The 18,458-nt window shown below is 59.7% G+C and carries 22 protein-coding genes; 8 read left to right on the forward strand and 14 right to left on the reverse strand.

The annotated features are described in order from the left end of the window. Positions 1 to 109: 109 nt before the first annotated feature. From alc to puuE, 3 genes are all read right to left on the reverse strand, one after another. Positions 110 to 1,105, reverse strand: a complete 996-nt coding sequence (alc, locus tag F475_RS20935) for an allantoicase (RefSeq protein WP_007940834.1) — start codon at positions 1,103 to 1,105, stop codon at positions 110 to 112. Positions 1,106 to 1,193: 88 nt separating this feature from the next. Then, a complete protein-coding gene (uraD, locus tag F475_RS20940; RefSeq protein WP_111454645.1) occupies positions 1,194 to 1,709 on the reverse strand; it encodes a 2-oxo-4-hydroxy-4-carboxy-5-ureidoimidazoline decarboxylase in 516 nt (171 codons plus the stop codon). After that, positions 1,706 to 2,632 (reverse strand): allantoinase PuuE, encoded by a 927-nt coding sequence (gene puuE / locus F475_RS20945; RefSeq protein WP_007940832.1) that lies wholly within the window; start codon positions 2,630 to 2,632, stop codon positions 1,706 to 1,708. The genes uraD and puuE overlap by 4 nt, the downstream gene beginning before the upstream one ends. A 435-nt stretch (positions 2,633 to 3,067) precedes the next feature. Here puuE and uraH point away from each other — a divergent pair, with 435 nt between their 5' ends. Continuing rightward, positions 3,068 to 3,421: a hydroxyisourate hydrolase gene (gene uraH / locus F475_RS20950; RefSeq protein WP_111454646.1), complete on the forward strand. Its 354-nt coding sequence runs from the start codon at positions 3,068 to 3,070 to the stop codon at positions 3,419 to 3,421. A gap of 190 nt (positions 3,422 to 3,611) precedes the next feature. Here the strand turns inward: uraH and F475_RS20955 are convergent, their stop codons facing one another. The 3 genes from F475_RS20955 to F475_RS20965 all read right to left on the reverse strand — a co-directional run bounded on the left by F475_RS20955 (position 3,612) and on the right by F475_RS20965 (position 6,475). After that, a complete protein-coding gene (locus F475_RS20955) occupies positions 3,612 to 4,238 on the reverse strand; it encodes a LysE family translocator (protein WP_096479757.1) in 627 nt (208 codons plus the stop codon). Between the two features lie 72 nt (positions 4,239 to 4,310). Next, positions 4,311 to 5,660, reverse strand: coding sequence for an NCS2 family permease (locus F475_RS20960; RefSeq protein ID WP_018925191.1), 1,350 nt, complete (start codon positions 5,658 to 5,660; stop codon positions 4,311 to 4,313). A gap of 377 nt (positions 5,661 to 6,037) precedes the next feature. Continuing rightward, positions 6,038 to 6,475 (reverse strand): MarR family winged helix-turn-helix transcriptional regulator, encoded by a 438-nt coding sequence (locus F475_RS20965; RefSeq protein WP_111454647.1) that lies wholly within the window; start codon positions 6,473 to 6,475, stop codon positions 6,038 to 6,040. Positions 6,476 to 6,557: 82 nt separating this feature from the next. On the opposite strand from F475_RS20965, the gene F475_RS20970 reads away from it, so the two are divergent. Then, entirely contained in the window at positions 6,558 to 7,724 is a 1,167-nt protein-coding gene (locus F475_RS20970; RefSeq protein WP_111454648.1) for a PLP-dependent aminotransferase family protein, read from the forward strand. A gap of 100 nt (positions 7,725 to 7,824) precedes the next feature. Here F475_RS20970 and F475_RS20975 read toward each other — a convergent pair whose 3' ends face one another. The 5 genes from F475_RS20975 to F475_RS20995 all read right to left on the reverse strand — a co-directional run bounded on the left by F475_RS20975 (position 7,825) and on the right by F475_RS20995 (position 10,608). Continuing rightward, positions 7,825 to 8,196, reverse strand: coding sequence for a glutathione S-transferase N-terminal domain-containing protein (locus F475_RS20975; RefSeq protein ID WP_018925194.1), 372 nt, complete (start codon positions 8,194 to 8,196; stop codon positions 7,825 to 7,827). A 101-nt stretch (positions 8,197 to 8,297) separates the two neighbouring features. Continuing rightward, entirely contained in the window at positions 8,298 to 8,843 is a 546-nt protein-coding gene (gene folE, locus F475_RS20980; protein ID WP_007988130.1) for a GTP cyclohydrolase I FolE, read from the reverse strand. Positions 8,844 to 8,920: 77 nt separating this feature from the next. Next, a complete protein-coding gene (locus tag F475_RS20985) occupies positions 8,921 to 9,478 on the reverse strand; it encodes a Smr/MutS family protein (RefSeq protein WP_008005647.1) in 558 nt (185 codons plus the stop codon). An 87-nt stretch (positions 9,479 to 9,565) separates the two neighbouring features. After that, positions 9,566 to 9,886 carry a hypothetical protein gene (locus tag F475_RS20990; RefSeq protein WP_018925195.1) on the reverse strand — a complete coding sequence of 107 codons (321 nt, stop codon included), beginning with the start codon at positions 9,884 to 9,886 and terminating at the stop codon, positions 9,566 to 9,568. 131 nt (positions 9,887 to 10,017) lie between these two features. After that, the gene (locus tag F475_RS20995) at positions 10,018 to 10,608 is read right to left on the reverse strand and encodes a cysteine hydrolase family protein (protein ID WP_018925196.1); all 591 of its coding nucleotides are present in this window, start codon (positions 10,606 to 10,608) and stop codon (positions 10,018 to 10,020) included. Positions 10,609 to 10,846: 238 nt separating this feature from the next. Here F475_RS20995 and prmB point away from each other — a divergent pair, with 238 nt between their 5' ends. Then, complete coding sequence (gene prmB / locus F475_RS21000; protein WP_018925197.1) at positions 10,847 to 11,755, forward strand: 50S ribosomal protein L3 N(5)-glutamine methyltransferase; 909 nt, start codon at positions 10,847 to 10,849, stop codon at positions 11,753 to 11,755. A gap of 57 nt (positions 11,756 to 11,812) precedes the next feature. On the opposite strand, the gene F475_RS21005 is transcribed toward prmB, so the two are convergent. After that, positions 11,813 to 12,604 (reverse strand): hypothetical protein, encoded by a 792-nt coding sequence (locus F475_RS21005; protein ID WP_019648220.1) that lies wholly within the window; start codon positions 12,602 to 12,604, stop codon positions 11,813 to 11,815. 87 nt (positions 12,605 to 12,691) lie between these two features. Continuing rightward, complete coding sequence (locus F475_RS21010) at positions 12,692 to 13,690, reverse strand: alpha/beta hydrolase (protein WP_019579707.1); 999 nt, start codon at positions 13,688 to 13,690, stop codon at positions 12,692 to 12,694. An 85-nt stretch (positions 13,691 to 13,775) separates the two neighbouring features. Here F475_RS21010 and aroC point away from each other — a divergent pair, with 85 nt between their 5' ends. From aroC to mtnC, 5 genes are read left to right on the forward strand one after another with little or no spacing between them, the layout of a single operon-like run. Beyond that, positions 13,776 to 14,867 (forward strand): chorismate synthase, encoded by a 1,092-nt coding sequence (aroC, locus tag F475_RS21015; RefSeq protein WP_007940813.1) that lies wholly within the window; start codon positions 13,776 to 13,778, stop codon positions 14,865 to 14,867. 28 nt (positions 14,868 to 14,895) lie between these two features. Continuing rightward, positions 14,896 to 16,047 (forward strand): MFS transporter, encoded by a 1,152-nt coding sequence (locus F475_RS21020; protein WP_177431126.1) that lies wholly within the window; start codon positions 14,896 to 14,898, stop codon positions 16,045 to 16,047. Then, entirely contained in the window at positions 16,044 to 16,670 is a 627-nt protein-coding gene (locus tag F475_RS21025; RefSeq protein WP_018925202.1) for a methylthioribulose 1-phosphate dehydratase, read from the forward strand. The genes F475_RS21020 and F475_RS21025 overlap by 4 nt, the downstream gene beginning before the upstream one ends. Positions 16,671 to 16,690: 20 nt before the next feature. After that, positions 16,691 to 17,236: an acireductone dioxygenase gene (locus tag F475_RS21030; RefSeq protein ID WP_111454649.1), complete on the forward strand. Its 546-nt coding sequence runs from the start codon at positions 16,691 to 16,693 to the stop codon at positions 17,234 to 17,236. A 4-nt stretch (positions 17,237 to 17,240) separates the two neighbouring features. Then, positions 17,241 to 17,924, forward strand: a complete 684-nt coding sequence (gene mtnC / locus F475_RS21035; RefSeq protein ID WP_111454650.1) for an acireductone synthase — start codon at positions 17,241 to 17,243, stop codon at positions 17,922 to 17,924. A gap of 75 nt (positions 17,925 to 17,999) precedes the next feature. On the opposite strand, the gene F475_RS21040 is transcribed toward mtnC, so the two are convergent. Further along, a complete protein-coding gene (locus F475_RS21040; RefSeq protein ID WP_018925205.1) occupies positions 18,000 to 18,278 on the reverse strand; it encodes a DUF3509 domain-containing protein in 279 nt (92 codons plus the stop codon). Between the last annotated feature and the right edge of the window lie 180 nt (positions 18,279 to 18,458).

Below are 18,458 nucleotides of genomic sequence, written 5' to 3' on the forward strand. Positions count from 1 at the left end.
CTTCTTAATCTCGAATGTGTTGGGGTACTGCTTTTGTAGGAGCCGGCTTGCTGGCGATGGCGTCAGTGAGGGCGCTATCGCCAGCAAGCCGGCTCCTACAGGCTCAGCATTACTTCGCGACCTTGCCCAAAACGCGCAGGCGGCTCACACCACCATCCGGGAACACGTTCAGGCGGATGTGGGTGATCGGGCCCAGCGCCTTGATCTGTTCGGCGAAGGTGTGTTCGGCGTGCATTTCCAGCTTCTGGCTTGGCAGCAGTTCGCGCCAGAACAGCGATTGGGTTTCGATCTGGCTGTCGGTGCCGCCCTTCACGAAGGCACCCTGGATCGAGCAGCTGTCCGGGTAGTTGCCCTTGAAGTGCAGGGTGTCGACGATGACTTTCTCGACTTCACCCGCATGGCCCAGCGCGACGATCACCCAGTCATTGCCCGGGGTACGACGACGTGCGGTTTCCCAGCCGTCGCCCATGTTGATGCCACGGCCCGGGTTGAGGATGTTGCTCATGCGGCCGAAGTGTTCATCGGAGCAGGCGAGGGCGCGACCGCCGTTCAGGGCTGCAGCCAGGTCGACTTGTTCGTTGTCGCCAACGGCCGACCAGTCGCGGAACGGAATGCCGTACACGCGCAGACGGGCCACGCCACCATCCGGATAGATGTTGAAGCGCAGGTGGCTGAACGCCTGGTCGTTATTGATTTCGTGGTAGTGGTGGCTGTTGCCCTGCAGCTCGACGGCCGACAGCACTTCAGTCCACTGGGTGTTTTCGTCCGGCTCGCCCGAGGCCAGGAAGCAGGCTTCCAGGGAGGCCGATGGCGGGTAGTTGCCGGTGAAGAATGAAGTGTCGATGTCCACGCCTTTGATCGAACCCGGTACGCCCAGGCGGATCACCGCGCTGTCGTAGCCTTCGAAGCGCTTGCGGCGCGACTCCCAGCCGTCCATCCACTTGCCGTTGTCATCGAACACGCCCTCTTTCCACACGGCCGGGGTCGGCTGGAACAGACGGTTGGCGTCTGCGAACCAGTCATCGGTGACCGAGATGATTTTGGTGCCCAGACGGGCGTCGGCCAGGTTGACGAACTTCTCGAAAGGTACGGCGTAAGCTTTCATTCTTCTTGTCTGCCTTTAATAAGTTGGCTTGGGATGCTTGCAGTGCCCTGGGTGCTGTTTGCGTTTGAGAACACTCGGGCAAAGCTCGCTATAGGGTCAGTAATCGGAACAACGCGATCTTGTTGATCTGCGCCAGCGCGCATTTGAATTCGGTGTCGACCGAATTGTGAATGCGCGTTTCGAACGCTGCGAGGATCTGATGCCGGTCGCTGCCTTTTACCGCCATGATGAAGGGAAACTTGAACTTGGCCTTGTAGGCGTCGTTCAGCTCGGTGAAGCGCTCAAACTCTTCGGCCGTGCATTGGTGAATACCGGCGCCAGCCTGTTCATGGGTGCTGGCTTCGGTCAGTTGGCCCTGGACGGCAGCTTTGCCGGCCAGGTCCGGATGCGCGTTGATCAGGGCCAGTTGGCTGGCGTGATCGGCGCTCAACAGGATGTCGCTCATGCGCTGGTGCAGGGTTTCGATCTGGTCGATCGAAGCGTCCTGGCCCAGGTCGAAGGCTTTTTCGGCCACCCATGGCGAGTGTTCGTAGATGTCGGCGAAGGCGGCGATAAATGCGTCGCGGCTCAGGGTCGATGGCTTCAGTGTCAGGAAGTGGCTCATTTGGCAGCCCCTTGGTACGGATGGGTTTGCTGCCAGTGGCGAGCGATGTCGACGCGGCGGCTGAACCACACCTGTTCATGACTTTTAGCGTATTCGATAAAGCGCTTGAGCGAGGCCAGGCGCGCCGGGCGGCCGATCAGCCGGCAGTGCAGGCCGATCGACAGCATCTTCGGTGCCTCGGCGCCTTCGGCATACAGCACGTCGAAGGCGTCCTTCAGGTATTCGAAAAAGTCGTCGCCCTTGTTGAAACCCTGAACCTGGGTGAAGCGCATGTCGTTGGTGTCCAGGGTGTACGGAATCACCAGGTGTGGCTTGCCGGTCGGGTTGTTCGGTTCCCAGTAGGGCAGGTCGTCGTCGTAGGTGTCGCAGTCGTAGAGGAAACCGCCTTCCTCCATCACCAGCCGGCGGGTGTTCGGGCCGGTGCGGCCGGTGTACCAGCCCAGCGGGCGCTCGCCGGTGATTTCGGTGAGGATGCGGATCGCTTCGAGCATGTGCTCGCGTTCCTGCGCTTCGTCCATGTACTGGTAGTCGATCCAGCGATAGCCGTGGCTGCAGATCTCGTGGCCGGCCTCGACCATCGCGCGGATCACGTCCGGGTGACGCTGGGCGGCCATGGCCACGGCGAAGATGGTCAGCGGGATGTCGAATTCCTTGAACAGTTTCAGAATCCTCCAGACGCCGGCACGGCTGCCATACTCGTAAAGGGATTCCATGCTCATGTTGCGCTCGCCTTGCAGCGGCTGCGCCGAGACCATTTCCGAGAGGAAGGCTTCGGACTCTTTATCGCCGTGAAGGATATTGCGCTCGCCACCTTCCTCGTAGTTGAGCACGAAGGACAGGGCGATGCGGGCATTGCCCGGCCAGTGTGGGTGAGGAGGGTTACTGCCGTAACCGATCAGGTCGCGTGGGTAGTCAGCGCTCACTGCAGTCTTCCTTCTTGTTCGTGTCGACTTGTTCAAAGTCAGGGTGTGTGTGGCGGCCTGGCGATGAGAGGGCAGGCTGGCGTCACAGCGATGGAGTGATTGTATACAACTTTATATTCACTTTGTAAGCCTGATTTTTTGCATTTTTCACTGACTGCTCTCATTGGAGGGTACTGCAAGAAACCTGCCTGACTGGTCAGCTAATGGATAGAAGGTCCACTGATCTTATGGTTTGGCGCAAGATTCGCCCGCAAACCATGAATGCCGTTGGTGGTCGTAAAAATGTCGTTTTTATTGTGTACAATTTTTTTGAAAAATGTCTTAATCAGTCGCTCGCCGCAACTTTTCGTGCTCCGGAACGGTGCGGTGTCCTTTTCAACTGACTTCGGGAGGTGCGAGGTCTGACTGCTCCACGCAGGCAGGCGCGCAGAACCAATGGGACGTTTGACTACACACGTTTTGGACGCTGCACACGGTTGCCCGGGCAGTTCGATCAAGGTCGAGCTGTACCGCGTCGAAGGCTCGCAGCTGGAGCTGGTCGCCACGGTGCTCACCAACAGCGACGGCCGGGTCGATGCGCCGCTGCTGCAAGGCGATGACTACCGTACCGGGGTCTATCAGCTGCAATTTCATGCGGGCGATTACTACCGCGCCCATGGCGTTCAGTTGCCTGAGCCTGCGTTCCTCGACGTGGTGGTGCTGCGGTTCGGCATTTCTGCCGAACAGGATCACTACCATGTGCCTTTGCTGATTTCGCCATACAGTTATTCCACGTATCGCGGCAGCTGATCCCCCAAGCAGCTGCCTCAACCTGGAAGCGACTGCGCATATAGCTTCTTTGGTCTTTCGCCCGCTCACACTGCGGGCTTTTTTTCGCCTGGTGGAAAGTCAAAAGATCGCAGCCTTCGGCAGCTCCTACATGGAAACGCATTCCCCCTGTAGGAGCTGTCGAGTGCAACGAGGCTGCGATCTTTTGCCCTTAGCGGCTCAACAATGAGGCCGCGCCCGCACCGCTGAACAACCCGGCACTGACCCGGTTAAACCAGCTTTGCCCCTTGCCGCTACGCAGATACCGCGCCGCGCCATGAGCCCCCAGCCCATAAGCCAGCTTGCACAGCAGATCCAGCACGGTCCAGGTGGCAATCATCACCAGCAACTGCGGCAGGAACGGTTGTTCGGCACTCAAAAACTGCGGCAGGAACGCGGCAAAGAACAAAATGTCTTTCGGGTTGCTGGCGCCGAGCATGAACGCGCGCCCGAACAGTGCACGAAAGCGTGGCACCGGCGCAGCCTGGGGCACTTCGGCGCCCAGGGAGGGTTGGCGTGATTGCTGCCAGCTCTGCCAGGCGAGGTAGAACAGATACAGCGCGCCGACGATTTTCAGGGCGCTGAACAGCTGTTCCGACGCCAGCAGCAATGCACCCAGGCCGAGCGCCGAAGCGCTGAGCAGGCAGATCGAAGCAAACACACCCCCGAGAAACGCCGGGTAAGAACGGCGCAAACCGTAATTCAGACTGTTGCTGATCATCAGCAAAGACAGTGGCCCCGGGATCAGGATCACCACCAGCGCAGCGCCGCTGAACAGCAGCCAGGTTTCCAGACTCATCACTTTCCTCCCTATGCACAAAAGCCCCACCCGACGGGGTGAGGCTGGTTTGAAACGCGTACCGCGTGACGCTTACAAGAAGATGAACTTGGCGATGAAGATCGCGCAGAGCACCCACAGGCTGACGGATATTTCCTTGTACTTACCGGTGCCGGCCTTCAGCACCACGTAAGTGATGAAGCCCAGCGCGATGCCGTCGGCGACCGAGAAGGTCAGCGGCATCATGATCGCGGTGACGATCGCTGGAATGCTGTCGGTCGCTTCGTCCCATTCGATGTGCGCCATGCCGCCCATCATCAGCATCGCTACATAAATCAGCGCACCGGCGGTTGCATAAGCGGGGATCATGCCAGCCAGCGGTGCGAAAAACATTGCGGCAATAAATAGCACACCTACGGTCACGGCGGTAAGACCAGTCCGACCACCCGCCGCTACGCCAGCGGCACTTTCCACATAACTGGTGACCGGCGGAACACCCACCACCGCCCCGAAAACGCTGGAGGCGCTGTCGGCTTTCATGGCACGGGACAGGTTTTCGATCCGGCCGTCAGCGTTCACCAGGTTGGCGCGCTGGGCGACGCCCATCAAGGTGCCGGCGGTGTCGAACATGTGCACAAAGAGGAAGGCCAGCACCACACTGATCATGCTGACGTTGAACACGCCGGCGATGTTCATGGCCATCCAGGTCGGTGCCAGGCTCGGCGGGGCCGACATGATGCCCTCGTAGTGCACCAGGCCCAGGCCCCAGCCGGCCAGGGTCACGGTGATGATGCTGATGAGGATCGCGCCGAACACTTTGTGGTAGCTGAGCACGGCGATCATCAGGAAGCAGATGGCAGCCAGCAGCGGGCCGGGCTCGCGCAGGGAGCCGAGCTTGATCAGGGTGGCCGGGCTATCGACGACGATGCCCGAGGTTTTCAGGCCGATCAGCCCCAGAAACAGGCCCACACCCGCGCCCATGGCAAAGCGCAGGCTCACCGGAATGCTATTGAGCAGCCATTCACGAATCCGGGAAAAGGTCAGGAACATGAACAACACACCGGACACGAACACCGCGCCGAGAGCGGTTTCCCAGTTGTAGCCCATGGTGCCGACCACGGTGTAGGTGAAGAACGCGTTCAGGCCCATGCCCGGCGCCAGGCCCACCGGCCAGTTGGCGTACAGGCCCATCAACAGGCAACCCAGCGCGGCGGCGATGCAGGTGGCCACGAACGCGGCACCGTGATCGATCCCGGCATCGGCCATGATGTTGGGGTTGACGAAGATGATGTAGGCCATGGTGATGAAGGTTGTCAGACCGGCGATCAGCTCGGTCTTCACCGTGGTGCCGTGCAAGCTGAGTTTGAAGATGCGCTCCAGCCAGCCATTGCGTAACGGCGGCGAGAGTTCCAGCGTCGAGGCTTCGGATTTGCGGCTTTCCACAGCGAGTACTCCTCAAGAGTTTTATTGTTATTTCCAGGGCCGGACCCATGAGGGTGGCAGCGACCCTTTGAGGTGCTTGCGAATTTGTTGACCTGATGGTCAGGAACTCGCACGAAGCGAATTATGCTTTTGTATACAAATAAAGCAAATAATGTTTTTGATTTTGTAGACGAAAAAAATGGCAGGCGGGGTATATAGATATGAAATGTGATGTGTAGCGAGCTTTTTGTGGCGAGGGAGCTTGCTCCCGCTGGGGCGCGCAGCGGCCCGACTCAGGCGGTGGCAATTTTTCAGGCATACCGGCGTTATCGTTCTTTGCGACTGCTGCGCAGCCGAACGGGAGCAAGCTCCCTCGCCACAGTCAGGTGTCGTCCCGATCAACTCTGGTTACTTCCCAATGCCAGATTCACCGCCAACCACCCATTCACCGCCGTTTCCCCAGCCTCGGCAAACACTCGCTCGAGCAATTTCACCTGCTCGCGCCGCAACGACTGCTCGAACCGCGCGCCTTCCACAGTCAGTTCCAGCAGCCGCTTACGCTTGTCGGTCTGGGACGCGACGCTGTTCACCAAATGCATTTCCACCAACTGCCGCAGCGGAATGTTCAGCGCCTGCTTGGTCACGCCGAGCAACGCCAGCAACTCCTTGACGCTCAGGTTCGGATAACGCGCGATGAAAAACACGATGCGCTGATGCACCCGGCTCAAGCCGCGACGCTCGAGCATTTCATCAGCCTTGGCGGTGAAGGCCTGATAGCCGAAGAAGAACGCTTCCATGGCTTGTTGCTGGGTGGTGGGGTTTTTAAGGTCAAGCATGTTGACGTATCCGCTCGGTCTGTCGTAATTTCGGTCAATCAGTTTGACTCATTTTCCTCAGGCCTCGCTACCGGTGACCCCCATGGCTTTTTCCGAACGTGTCTCGCGCCTTAAAAGTTCTTTGATCCGTGAAATCCTCGCCGCCGCCCAGCGCCCGGAAGTGATGTCGTTCGCCGGCGGTTTGCCGGCCGAAGCCATGCTGCCGAAAGTCGAATGGGCGCAGATGCCGCTGTCCGTGGGCCAATACGGGATGAGCGAAGGCGAGCCGGCGCTGCGTGAAGCGTTGGCGGCCGAAGCCCGGGCGTTGGGCTTGCCGTGCGAGGCGAGTCAGGTGCTGGTGGTCAGCGGTTCGCAACAAACCCTCGATCTGGCGGCCAAGCTCCACATCGACAAAGGCACCGAAATCCTGCTTGAAGCGCCGACCTACCTGGCGGCGTTGCAGATTTTTCAGCTGTTTGGCGCCGATTGCATCACCGTCCCGCTGGAGGCTGATGGCCCGAACCTGGTGCAACTGCGCAGCCGTCTGGAACAACACAAGCCAGCGTTCATCTACCTGATCCCGACGTTTCAGAATCCGTCGGCGGTGCGCTACAGCGAAGCCAAGCGCGATGCGGTGGCGGCGTTACTCGACGAGTTCGGCGTGACCCTGATCGAAGACGAACCCTATCGCGAACTGACCTTCGATGGCGGCAGCGCCACACCGATCGTCAGCCGCTTGACCAAGGCCAGTTGGATCTACACCGGCACCGTGTCGAAAACCCTGCTGCCGGGCCTGCGGGTTGGTTATTTGATTGCCAGTCCGGACCTGTTCCCGCATTTGCTGCGGCTCAAGCAATCGGCCGATCTGCACACCAACCGCATCGGGCAGTGGCAAGCGCTGCAATGGATCGGTACTGAAAAATACCAGCAGCATCTAGGCGAGTTGCGGGACTTCTACCGGGTTCGTCGGGATGCGTTCCAGTTGGCACTGGAAAGGCATTTTTCCGATCTGGCGGATTGGAACGTGCCGCAGGGTGGGCTGTTTTTCTGGCTGACGCTCAAGCAGCCGCTGGATACCCGCACGCTGCTCAAAGCGGCGCTGGCAGCAGATGTGGCGTTCATGCCGGGCGAACCGTTTTTCCCTGAGCCGGATAACAACCCCGGCCATCTGCGGCTGAACTTCAGCCACATTGATCCGGCACGGCTGGACGAAGGGCTCAAGCGATTGGCAGCGGTGGTGCGTCAGGCCCAAGCGGCGCAAGCAGCCTGAGGCTGTTGGTGGGAGAGGGGGTAGAAACGAATAAACCGGCCAATTGGCCGGTTTATTTTTGTTCGGGTTTTGCGGTGTTTATACCGGCGCCACAGAAGTGTCAGACCGCAGCAAACCGCTTATCCAGATAATCAATGATCACCTTGGACTCATACATCCAGGTGGTCTGGCCATTCTCTTCGATGCGCAGGCACGGCACCTTGATCTTGCCGCCTTGCTCCAGCAGGGCCTGGCGATCCTGTTCGTTGTTCTTGGCATCGCGCAAGGCCACCGGAACGTTCAGGCGACGCAGGGTGCGGCGGGTTTTCACGCAGAACGGGCAGGCGTGGAACTGATACAGCGTCAGGTCCTTGGCGGCCGCTTCCACTTGGGCCTGAGCGGCGGCGGGGCGCTGCTTCTTACCTGGACGGGTGATGAAATCGATGAAGATGATCAGTTGGCCGAGGCCGACACGAAGCGCTTTTACGAACACGGTATAAGTCTCTCAGGGCAAACAGAAGGCGCGCAGCTTACCTGATTTTTCGCAGGCGAAAAAAAACCGGCGATCAGTGCCGGTTTTCTTCGTGCTGCGAATTACTTGATCAGGCTGAGAAACTCGCTGCGGGTGGCGGCGTTTTCGCGGAACTCACCGAGCATCACCGAGGTGATCATCGTCGAATTCTGTTTCTCCACACCGCGCATCATCATGCACATGTGCTTGGCCTCGATCACCACCGCCACGCCCAGGGCGCCGGTGACTTGCTGGACCGCATCGGCGATCTGGCGGCTGAGGTTTTCCTGGATCTGCAGGCGGCGGGCGTACATATCGACGATCCGCGCGACTTTCGACAGTCCCAGTACCTTGCCGCTCGGAATATAGGCAACGTGCGCCTTGCCGATGAACGGCAGCAGGTGATGCTCGCACAACGAGTAGAGCTCGATGTCCTTGACCAGCACCATCTCGCTGTTGTCGGAGCTGAACAAGGCACCGTTGGTGACCTCTTCCAGCGTCTGTTCATAACCGCGGCAGAGGTACTGCATGGCTTTGGCGGCACGTTTTGGCGTGTCGAGCAGGCCCTCGCGGGACACGTCCTCGCCCAATTGGCCGAGAATCGCGGTGTAATTCTGTTCCAGGGACATGAAACTACCTGTGGGATTTTACGCAAAGGGCAAGGGTACGGTGGCAAACACGGCGCTGCAAGCGTGAAGCGACAGCTTTACTCGTCGCGACCTTCCATCATGGTGCGTTTGAGCATCACGTAAACCGCTCCGGCGCCGCCGTGTTTCGGCTGGCACGAGGTGAAGCCGAGCACTTGTGGATGCTGACGTAGCCAAGTGTTGACGTGACTCTTGATCATCGGCCGCTTGCCGTCCAGACGCACGGCTTTGCCGTGGGTGACGCGCACGCAGCGGATTTCGAATTTAGTTGCTTCGGCCAGAAACGCCCAGAGGGTTTCACGGGCCTTTTCCACGTTCATGCCATGCAGGTCGAGGCTGCCTTCGAACGGAATCTGTCCGATCTTGAGCTTGCGCATCTGGCTTTCCTGAACACCGTCACGCGCCCACATCAGCTCGTCTTCCGGGCCGACATCAATCACAAACTGATCGGACAGCCCGTCAACGGTGGTCGCATCGGTGCGCACAGTGGCGGCCTGGCGCAGCTTGGCGATTTGCGCGCGGTCGGCCTTGGGTTTGCCGGTTTCAGCGCGATCGTGCTTGATCGGCTTGACGCCTTGGATCGCGCTTTTGAACAGGGAAAAATCGTCGTCTTGCATGTCAGCCTCCGCGAAGGGGGGGCAGTTTACCCAAGTCGGAGCGCTATCCATAACAATTGAGGCCCGTCAAAACGCCAGGCCTTTGATTCAGTCGTGTTTTTTCATCAGGTGCGGGGCTATGTTCAGCTCTCGCGACTGGCGCGAACGGCGACGGCAGCGGCGCCATAGCGACACGCCGAGGTACAGCACGAACACGCCCACCGCCAGAATGATCGACGAGCCCAGCGGGCTGGCATTCAACTCGCCCAACGCCGGTGGCCGCCCGAGCAGGCTGGCCGCGCCGGCCATCGCCAGCAATACACCGCACATCGCCAGCAGGGCAGCGAACGCTGCGCCGAAACGAAATCGCCAGTTGCGTTGGCCCTTGGGCCGCAAGCGGCGTGCATCAAAACCATCGGATAACTTCATTCCGACCTTCCTCAATGGGTATCGGCCCTTCGACCGGGAGTTGACCGGGATGTTCCTGAGGCTAGGGCAATTACGGCAAATGAGAGGCTTTTGCGGATGAGCGGCGGTTTGGGCCGCTCATCGACGGTCGATCAGATCAGATCGCGGGTCAGGGCGAGGGTGGCGAAGTTGTCCGCCATGATCGCCATTTCGGTCTGCTGAACGTGTTCGGCGCTGAGGATCCCGCCCTTGCAAGGCAAATCCCGCGTCGCGCAGGCGTCTTCCACCAGGGTGCAGCGAAAGCCCAGGTTCTTCGCCGCACGCACGGTGGTGCTGACGCTGGAGTGACTCATGAAACCGCAAACGATCAGGTCGAGCGAGCCCAGTTGTTGCAGGCGATCGTACAGTTCGGTGCCGTGAAACGCGCTTGGCAGCAATTTGCCGATGACGGTTTCGTCGCCCTGTGGCTCCAGGCCCGGGATGAACTCACCGCGTTCGCCCTGGGGATCGAACAGCCCACCGACGGTGCCGAGGTGACGCACATGCACGATTGGCCGACCGGCTGCACGGGCAGCGGTCAGCAGGTGTTTGATGTTCGCGACGGCAGCATCCATGCCGCTCAGGGCCAGCGGACCACTGAGGTATTCTTTCTGGGCATCGATGATGACTAGGGTCGCATGACCCAGATTGGCCGCTGCATAACCACGGCCGCTGAGTTGAAACATCGTTTTTGGAACGGACATTCTGGGGCTCCTTCGGGTGGGGCTTTTGCGGCATTGTCCTCTGGCTGAGCGCTTCTGTGAATCGCTTCCATCGCAGGCACCGCCGTTGCTGGCTCGCAGCCTTGTCAAGATACTCGTTCTGTTCAATAGCTCGCTGAAAAAATAGAAGAGTCCTACATCTGATCCGGTGTTTTTCCTGCGTCGTCGCGGCGCCTTTTGGCTGTTAGAATCGTCAGTCGTTTTTTCTGGAGTTTACCCCGTGATCACTTCCCGCCTTCGTACCCTGCGTGACCATATCCGTTGGGCCGTCAGCCGCTTCCATGGGGAGGATCTGTTTTTCGGCCATGGGACCGACAACGCCTGGGACGAAGCCCGTCAACTGGTATTGGGTGCGCTGCACTTGCCGTGGGAAATCGCCGACAGCTATCTGGACTGCCGTCTGGAGGACGATGAGCTGGTCAATCTGCAACGCTTGCTCAAGCGCCGCATCGAAGAACGCATTCCGACCGCTTACCTGCTGGGCGAAGCCTGGTTCTGCGGCTTGTCGTTCATTGTCGACGAACGCGTGCTGATCCCGCGTTCGCCGATTGGCGAGCTGATCGAAAAACGTTTCGAGCCGTGGCTGGGTGCCGAACCTGCGCGCATTCTCGACTTGTGCACCGGTTCCGGTTGCATCGGTATCGCCTGTGCCTATGAGTTCCAGAACGCCGAAGTGGTTTTGGCCGACCTGTCGTTCGAAGCACTGGAAGTGGCTAACCAGAACATCGAGCGCCACGGTGTCGACGAGCGCGTGTTCACCGTTCAGGGCGATGGTTTCGATGGTTTGCCAGGGCAACGTTTCGACCTGATCGTGTCGAACCCGCCTTACGTCGATGCGGAAGATTTCGCCGACATGCCGGACGAATATCAACACGAACCCGAGCTGGGCCTGGCCTGTGGCGACGACGGTTTGAACCTGGTGCGCCGCATGCTCGCCGAAGCGGCGGATCATCTGACCGAGAAAGGTTTGTTGATCGTCGAGGTGGGTAACAGCCAGGTTCACGTCGAGGCGTTGTACCCGGAAGTCGATTTCGCCTGGCTGGAATTCGAGCGCGGTGGGCATGGGGTGTTCATGCTGACCGCCGAGCAGTGCCGCGATCATCAGGCGCTGTTCGCTTCTCGCATCTGACCCCGAATATTGTGGTGAGGGAGCAAGCTCCCTCACCACAATTGGGTTTGATGTCGGTTACCGATGCGTGGCAATCCAGATCAACAACCCCGCCTGAAACACCGCAAACGCCACCAGACAGGTAATGGTAAAGCGCAATCCAGCGTCTTCACGCTTGTACTTGCTGACCTTTTCTTCGTGTTTCTTCAGTTTGACTTCCTGTTCCGCCAGGTTCTGCTCGGCTTGCTGGAGCATCTGCGCGGCTTCGAGGATTTCCACCTGTTGCAGCTTTTCGCTGTTCCAGTCGCCCAGCAAATCACCGATCTGCACCTCTTTGACGCTGCCCTTCAAATGCTGGGCATCGGCGTAGGCCACGTCAAAACCGTGCACCCGCAGAAAGTGGTCGCGGCGCAGGCGCGTGTCTTCGTTCAACGCGTCCTTGTTGTTCAGGTCGGTGCCGTCGACGGTGTAGGCGGGCCATCGTTTCTTCGCCCAAGTGATGCCTTGAGCCGCCATATAGCGCCCGATGCCACGGTTCATCGGCTCTATCTGCAAGCCGCTATCCGGAGCGAAATGCACGCGTTTGGCGGCGTGATCGACCCACACATCCAGATGATTCTGTTCTTTGCGTACCCGTTGGCCTGGCAGCTTGATGGCCATGCGCAGCAGGCTGTGCTCCTTGCTGTTGCGTTCGGCGTAACCGAATTCGACAAAGCGCAGCGGTCGGCCGCCGGTGTTACGGTCGGTTTGCAACGGCGCCAGGCGGAGCATTTTGTGGTGCTCGACGTGGACGTCCGCCCACGGCAGCTCGACCGCTGGCGGTGTGTCTTTTTCAGCGGTGGAGTCGGGTGAAGTCTGGGTATCAGTCATAACGGCGAGATCCTGTCCAAGCCCTGTTGCCGCCAGTCATAGCGCTGGCGACAAAGGCTTATCGGCCGTTTTTTTCAGGACTGGAGCTTAACTGGGGCGAAGTCCGTCAATAAATCCGAGGATTCGTGCGCCGAGTTCCGCCGCCAGGGGCAATTGCGGATCTTTATAGGAGGCCAATTGCCGCTTCACGTCGTTGGGCACGATGCGCATGACGTGGTTCATGCCTTCGATCAGTGCCAGTTCGGCGTCCGGTTTGGCGGCTTTGAGCGCCCTGGCGTCACCCACGCCGACCTGGATGTCGTTGCTGCCCTGAATGATCAGTGCCGGCATCTTCAGTTTGGCGAAGGCGGCTGCCGGGTCCTGGCGGAACAGTGAAATCAGGTACGGCTGCACGCTGGGGCGGAAAATCACCTGCAACTGCGGCGGCACGTTGTCGTCAGTGTGGCCGGCCTTGAGGCTGTCGAGCAGTTCATTGCTGCGCAGCATCAAGGCCGGCGGCAAGCGATTGCTCAACTGCTGGCGCAGCACTTGATCGATCGGCCGGGCGCTGCCGGACAGGGAAATCACCGCCGCAGCGTCGACACTTGGCGCCGCCAGGCTGGCAATCAACGCACCTTCGCTGTGGCCCAGCAAAATCAGTTTGCCCAGGCGCGGGTCGGCCTTGAGCTTCTGCCCCCAGGCCACGGCATCGGCCACATAGGCTTCCACCGACAGATTGCGTTCATCGGGCGTTGCCGCAAGGCTCGCCGCCACGCCGCGTTTGTCGTAACGCACACTGGCAATGTTGTGTTTGGCCAACACCCACGCCAGCCGTTTGAGGCTGTCATTGCGCCCGCCGTCGGGGTTGTTTCCGTCACGATCCGTAGGGCCGGAGCCGGAAATGATCAGGACAACCGGTACCGGCGTGTCGGACTTGGGCAGCAACAGCGAGCCGAAAAGCTCGCCACTGCCGGTGTCCAGGGTGATCGGGCGTTGCAGGACTGAGGCCTGTACAAAACCGGTAAACAGGGTAAGGCTCAAGGCTAGAACTCGCAGCATCATCACGCCATCATCAACAAGGTGCCGGTTGGACTCGCAGGCACCCATAAGGTTCGAGGATGAACTACTTGGGTAGCCTGCGTATACTGGCGCGCATTACGTATTTTAGGTTCGATTTCACGGAGCGTCCTGCATGTCCGGCAATACCTACGGCAAGCTGTTCACTGTCACCACCGCGGGCGAAAGCCATGGTCCGGCGTTGGTCGCCATTGTCGATGGCTGCCCGCCGGGCCTGGAGATCTCCCTTGAGGACCTGCAGCGCGACCTGGACCGCCGCAAGCCCGGCACCAGCCGCCACACCACCCAGCGCCAGGAAGCCGACGAAGTCGAAATCCTTTCCGGCGTGTTCGAAGGCCGCACCACCGGTTGCGCCATCGGCCTGTTGATCCGCAACACCGACCAGAAGTCCAAGGACTACTCGGCGATCAAGGATCTGTTCCGTCCGGCCCACGCCGACTACACCTACCATCACAAATACGGTGAGCGCGATTACCGCGGCGGCGGTCGCAGCTCGGCCCGTGAAACCGCCATGCGCGTAGCCGCCGGCGCGATTGCCAAGAAATACCTGGCCACCCAGGGCATCGTCATTCGTGGCTACATGAGCCAGCTCGGCCCGATCGAAATCCCGTTCAAGACCTGGGATTCGGTGGAAGAGAACGCTTTCTTCAGCCCCGACCCGGACAAAGTGCCGGAGCTGGAAGCCTATATGGACCAGTTGCGTCGCGACCAGGATTCGGTCGGCGCGAAGATCACCGTGGTCGCCGAAGGCGTGATGCCGGGCCTCGGCGAGCCGATCTTCGACCGCCTCGACGCCGAACTGGCCCATGCGCTGATGAGCATCAACGCGGTCAAGGGCGTGGAAATCGGTGCCGGTTTTGCCAGCATCGCCCAGCGTGGCACTGAACACCGCGATGAAATGACCCCGGAAGGTTTCCTCAGCAACAACGCCGGCGGCATTCTCGGTGGCATTTCGTCGGGTCAGCCGATCGTTGCGCACCTGGCGCTCAAGCCTACATCGAGCATTACCACGCCGGGCCGTTCCATCGATATCCATGGCAACCCGGTGGAGGTCGTCACCAAGGGTCGTCACGACCCGTGCGTCGGCATCCGCGCCACGCCAATCGCCGAAGCGATGATGGCCATCGTGCTGATGGACCACTTGCTGCGTCACCGCGGGCAGAACGCCGATGTGCGCGTGAGCACTCCGGTGTTGGGGCAGCTTTAATGGCTGATCTGAAAGCCGCTGCAGTCTGATGACGGTGGCGGCGCTCCCGTACTGGCGGCTTTCCAGCTTCTACCTGTTCTATTTCGCCTTGCTCGGTTCGACAGCGCCGTTTCTGGCGCTGTACTTCGATCATCTGGGCTTCAGCGCCGCACGCATTGGCGAACTGGTGGCGATCCCGATGCTGATGCGCTGCGTGGCGCCGAATATCTGGGGCTGGCTCGGTGACTACACCGGGCGACGCCTGGCGATCGTGCGTTTTGGCGCCGCCTGCACCTTGCTGACCTTCTCACTGATTTTCGTCAGCAAAAGCTACGCCTGGCTGGCGATGGTCATGGCCTTGCACGCGTTTTTCTGGCATGCGGTGTTGCCGCAGTTCGAGGTCATCACCCTGGCTCATTTGCGGGGACAGACCTCGCGTTACAGTCAGATTCGCCTGTGGGGCTCAATCGGTTTCATCATCACTGTCGTGGCGCTGGGCCGATTGTTCGAATGGCTCAGCCTCGACATTTACCCGGTGGCACTGGTGCTGATCATGGCCGGGATCGTCGTCAGCAGTCTCTGGGTGCCCAACGCGCAACCGGTTCAGGGTGAACGGTTGGCGGGGGAGGGATTCCTCCAGCAATTGCGCAACCCCGGAGTATTGGCGTTTTACGCGTGCGTGGCGCTGATGCAGATGAGTCACGGGCCGTATTACACCTTTCTGACCTTGCACCTTGAGCGACTCGGTTACAGTCGCGGGCTGATCGGCATGCTCTGGGCGGTCGGCGTGGTCGCCGAAGTCTTGATGTTTCTGTTCATGAGCAAGATTCTCGCGCGCTTCTCGGTACGCCGGGTGCTGCTGGCGAGTTTCCTGCTGGCGGCTTTGCGTTGGTTGTTGCTCGGCTCGTTTGCCGAGTTCCTTTGGGTGCTGTTGTTCGCCCAGGTGCTGCACGCCGCCACCTTCGGCAGCTTTCACGCCGCTGCCATCCAGTTCGTGCAACGTAGCTTCGGCGCGCGCCAGCAAGGCCAGGGCCAGGCGTTGTATGCCGCGCTGGCCGGCACCGGCGGTGCACTGGGCGCGTTGTATTCCGGCTACAGCTGGAATGCCCTCGGCGCCACATTGACCTTTAGTATTGCCAGCCTCGCAGCCTTTGCCGCTGCCGTTATCATTGCCACACGTATGCAAGAGGACAGGCCATGAGCCTTACCCGTGAACACCTCGCCCAGGAAATCATCGACGCCGGGCGCTTTCTGTATGGTCGCGGCTGGTCGCCGGCCACCAGCAGCAATTACTCGACCCGCCTGTCGCCGACCGAAGCCTTGCTGACCGTGTCCGGCAAGCACAAGGGCCAACTGGGCCCGGACGATGTGCTGGCCACCGACTTGTCAGGCAACAGCCTGGAGCCAGGCAAGAAGCCGTCCGCCGAAACCCTATTGCACACCCAGCTCTATAGCTGGCGTCCGGAGATCGGCGCGGTGCTGCACACCCATTCGGTGAACGCCACGGTGCTGTCGCGCCTGACGCCGGAAGATTTCATCGAGTTCGAAGACTACGAACTGCAAAAGGCCTTCAGCGGCGTGTCGACCCACGAGTCCCGGGTGCGCGTGCCGATTTTCGACAACGACCAGGACATTGCGCGGCTGGCCACCAAGGTGCAGCCTTGGCTCGACGCCCACCCTGATTGCGTCGGCTACCTGATTCGCGGTCATGGCCTCTACACGTGGGGCGCGCGCATGAGCGACGCACTGCGGCAGATCGAGGCTTTTGAATTTTTGTTCGAGTGCGAGTTGAAGACGCGCTCGCTCTTTAACCGTAATGCATGAACTGTTAAGGAGTTGCCCTGATGAGCAGCCTGTCCGTTTACCACGTCTCAAACCCTGACATTCCGAACAAGGTGCTGACCCACTTTGAAGACATCGCCTCGACCCTGGCCGAGCAGGGCGTGCGTTTCGACCGTTGGCAAGCCGCAGCGAAAATCCAGCCAGGCGCTAGCCAGGAAGAAGTGATCGCCGCGTACCAGGAGCAAATCGACAAGCTGATGACCGAGCGCGGTTATATCACCGTCGATGTGGTCAGCTTGAACAGCGATCACCCGCAAAAAGCCGAGTTGCGTGCCAAGTTCCTCGATGAACACCGTCATGGCGAAGACGAAGTGCGATTTTTCGTCGCTGGCCGTGGCTTGTTCACCCTGCACATCGACGATTACGTGTACGCCGTGCTCTGCGAGAAGAACGACCTGATCTCGGTGCCAGCCGGCACAAAGCACTGGTTCGACATGGGTGAAAACCCGCATTTCGTCGCAATCCGCCTGTTCAACAACCCCGAAGGCTGGGTGGCCAACTTCACCGGCGATGACATCGCCAGCCACTTCCCGTGTCTTGAGGACTGAACCGATGCCGATCAAAGCGATTCTCACCGATATCGAAGGCACCACCAGCGCGGTGAGTTTTGTGTTCGACGTGTTGTTCCCGTACGCGGCCAAACACCTGCCGGACTTCGTTCGCGAAAATGCCGAACGTGTTGACGTCGCCGAACAGCTCGCCGCTGTTCGGCGTGACAGCGGTGAACCGCAAGCCGACGTCGAGCGGGTTATCGAAATCCTCTTGGGCTGGATCGCCGAAGACCGCAAGGCCACGCCGCTCAAGGCGTTGCAAGGCATGGTCTGGGAGCAGGGGTATCTGGCCGGGCAGTTGAAAGGCCACGTTTACCCGGACGCCGTTGAAGCGCTGAAACGCTGGCATCAGGAAGGCTATCAACTGTTTGTGTATTCCTCGGGATCGATTCAGGCGCAAAAACTGATTTTCGGTTGTTCGGAGGCGGGGGATCTGTCGCCACTGTTCAGTGGCTATTTCGACACCACTTCAGGGCCCAAGCGCGAAGCGCAGTCCTATGAGCGCATCACCCAGGCGATTGGTGTCGAGGCTTCGCAGATTCTGTTTTTGTCCGACATCGTTCAGGAACTCGACGCGGCGCGCACGGCCGGTATGGCCACCTGTGGCCTGGCCCGTGAAGGCGGGGAATTGGCAGGGCATGTGACGGTGGACAGTTTTGCGCGGATCAGTCCGTCTGCCTTTTAAACATCAGCCGTAGAAACAACTCAGGCCGTGAAGCGAAAGCTCTCACGGCCTGATCGTTTATAGCGCTGTGACGGTTTATGCCGAGTGATAGGTCGGCAGCGCGAACCGTTGCTGGCTTTGCAGCATGGAAATCTGCGGCAGTTCGCTGGCCTGTTCGGCGACGTCACGGCGAATCGCGCTGATGACCCATGACAGCTGATCGCCGGCATGCAATTGCTGGTAGGAAATCGAACGTTTGAAGACTTTACCGTCGTGGCTGCGCAGGGTCAGCAGAATGCCGCCATCCGGCCGGGGCTGGGTGGTCACTTCGAAGTTGGAGAACAGCGACGAAAATTTTTCCTGGATCAGGCTCATGTCTATCAGCTCCATTTTGTGCTTGAAGGGCAACATGGAGGGGTAGTTGCAGTGATTGTGCCAGCACCCATATTTTTAAAATTTCATATAAATCAGTAAGTTATATTTTTACGATTTTTTGGCTTTCGTGCAATTTGCATGAATGGCCATCGTGCATCCTGCATTTTGCGAGATCGTCGA

Origin of the sequence: Pseudomonas sp. URMO17WK12:I6, from assembly GCF_003253625.1 — a bacterium.
In the GTDB taxonomy this organism is placed as follows: domain Bacteria; phylum Pseudomonadota; class Gammaproteobacteria; order Pseudomonadales; family Pseudomonadaceae; genus Aquipseudomonas.

Coding starts and splice junctions, on each gene's coding strand:
- alc (WP_007940834.1), bottom strand. CDS start 1,105: ATGAAAGCTTACGCCGTACCTTTCGAGAAGTTCGTCAACCTGGCCGAC.
- uraD (WP_111454645.1), bottom strand. CDS start 1,709: ATGAGCCACTTCCTGACACTGAAGCCATCGACCCTGAGCCGCGACGCA.
- uraH (WP_111454646.1), top strand. CDS start 3,068: ATGGGACGTTTGACTACACACGTTTTGGACGCTGCACACGGTTGCCCG.
- F475_RS20955 (WP_096479757.1), bottom strand. CDS start 4,238: ATGAGTCTGGAAACCTGGCTGCTGTTCAGCGGCGCTGCGCTGGTGGTG.
- F475_RS20965 (WP_111454647.1), bottom strand. CDS start 6,475: ATGCTTGACCTTAAAAACCCCACCACCCAGCAACAAGCCATGGAAGCG.
- F475_RS20970 (WP_111454648.1), top strand. CDS start 6,558: ATGGCTTTTTCCGAACGTGTCTCGCGCCTTAAAAGTTCTTTGATCCGT.
- folE (WP_007988130.1), bottom strand. CDS start 8,843: ATGTCCCTGGAACAGAATTACACCGCGATTCTCGGCCAATTGGGCGAG.
- F475_RS20985 (WP_008005647.1), bottom strand. CDS start 9,478: ATGCAAGACGACGATTTTTCCCTGTTCAAAAGCGCGATCCAAGGCGTC.
- F475_RS20990 (WP_018925195.1), bottom strand. CDS start 9,886: ATGAAGTTATCCGATGGTTTTGATGCACGCCGCTTGCGGCCCAAGGGC.
- F475_RS20995 (WP_018925196.1), bottom strand. CDS start 10,608: ATGTCCGTTCCAAAAACGATGTTTCAACTCAGCGGCCGTGGTTATGCA.
- F475_RS21005 (WP_019648220.1), bottom strand. CDS start 12,604: ATGACTGATACCCAGACTTCACCCGACTCCACCGCTGAAAAAGACACA.
- F475_RS21010 (WP_019579707.1), bottom strand. CDS start 13,690: ATGGGTGCCTGCGAGTCCAACCGGCACCTTGTTGATGATGGCGTGATG.
- aroC (WP_007940813.1), top strand. CDS start 13,776: ATGTCCGGCAATACCTACGGCAAGCTGTTCACTGTCACCACCGCGGGC.
- F475_RS21020 (WP_177431126.1), top strand. CDS start 14,896: ATGACGGTGGCGGCGCTCCCGTACTGGCGGCTTTCCAGCTTCTACCTG.
- F475_RS21025 (WP_018925202.1), top strand. CDS start 16,044: ATGAGCCTTACCCGTGAACACCTCGCCCAGGAAATCATCGACGCCGGG.
- F475_RS21030 (WP_111454649.1), top strand. CDS start 16,691: ATGAGCAGCCTGTCCGTTTACCACGTCTCAAACCCTGACATTCCGAAC.
- mtnC (WP_111454650.1), top strand. CDS start 17,241: ATGCCGATCAAAGCGATTCTCACCGATATCGAAGGCACCACCAGCGCG.
- F475_RS21040 (WP_018925205.1), bottom strand. CDS start 18,278: ATGAGCCTGATCCAGGAAAAATTTTCGTCGCTGTTCTCCAACTTCGAA.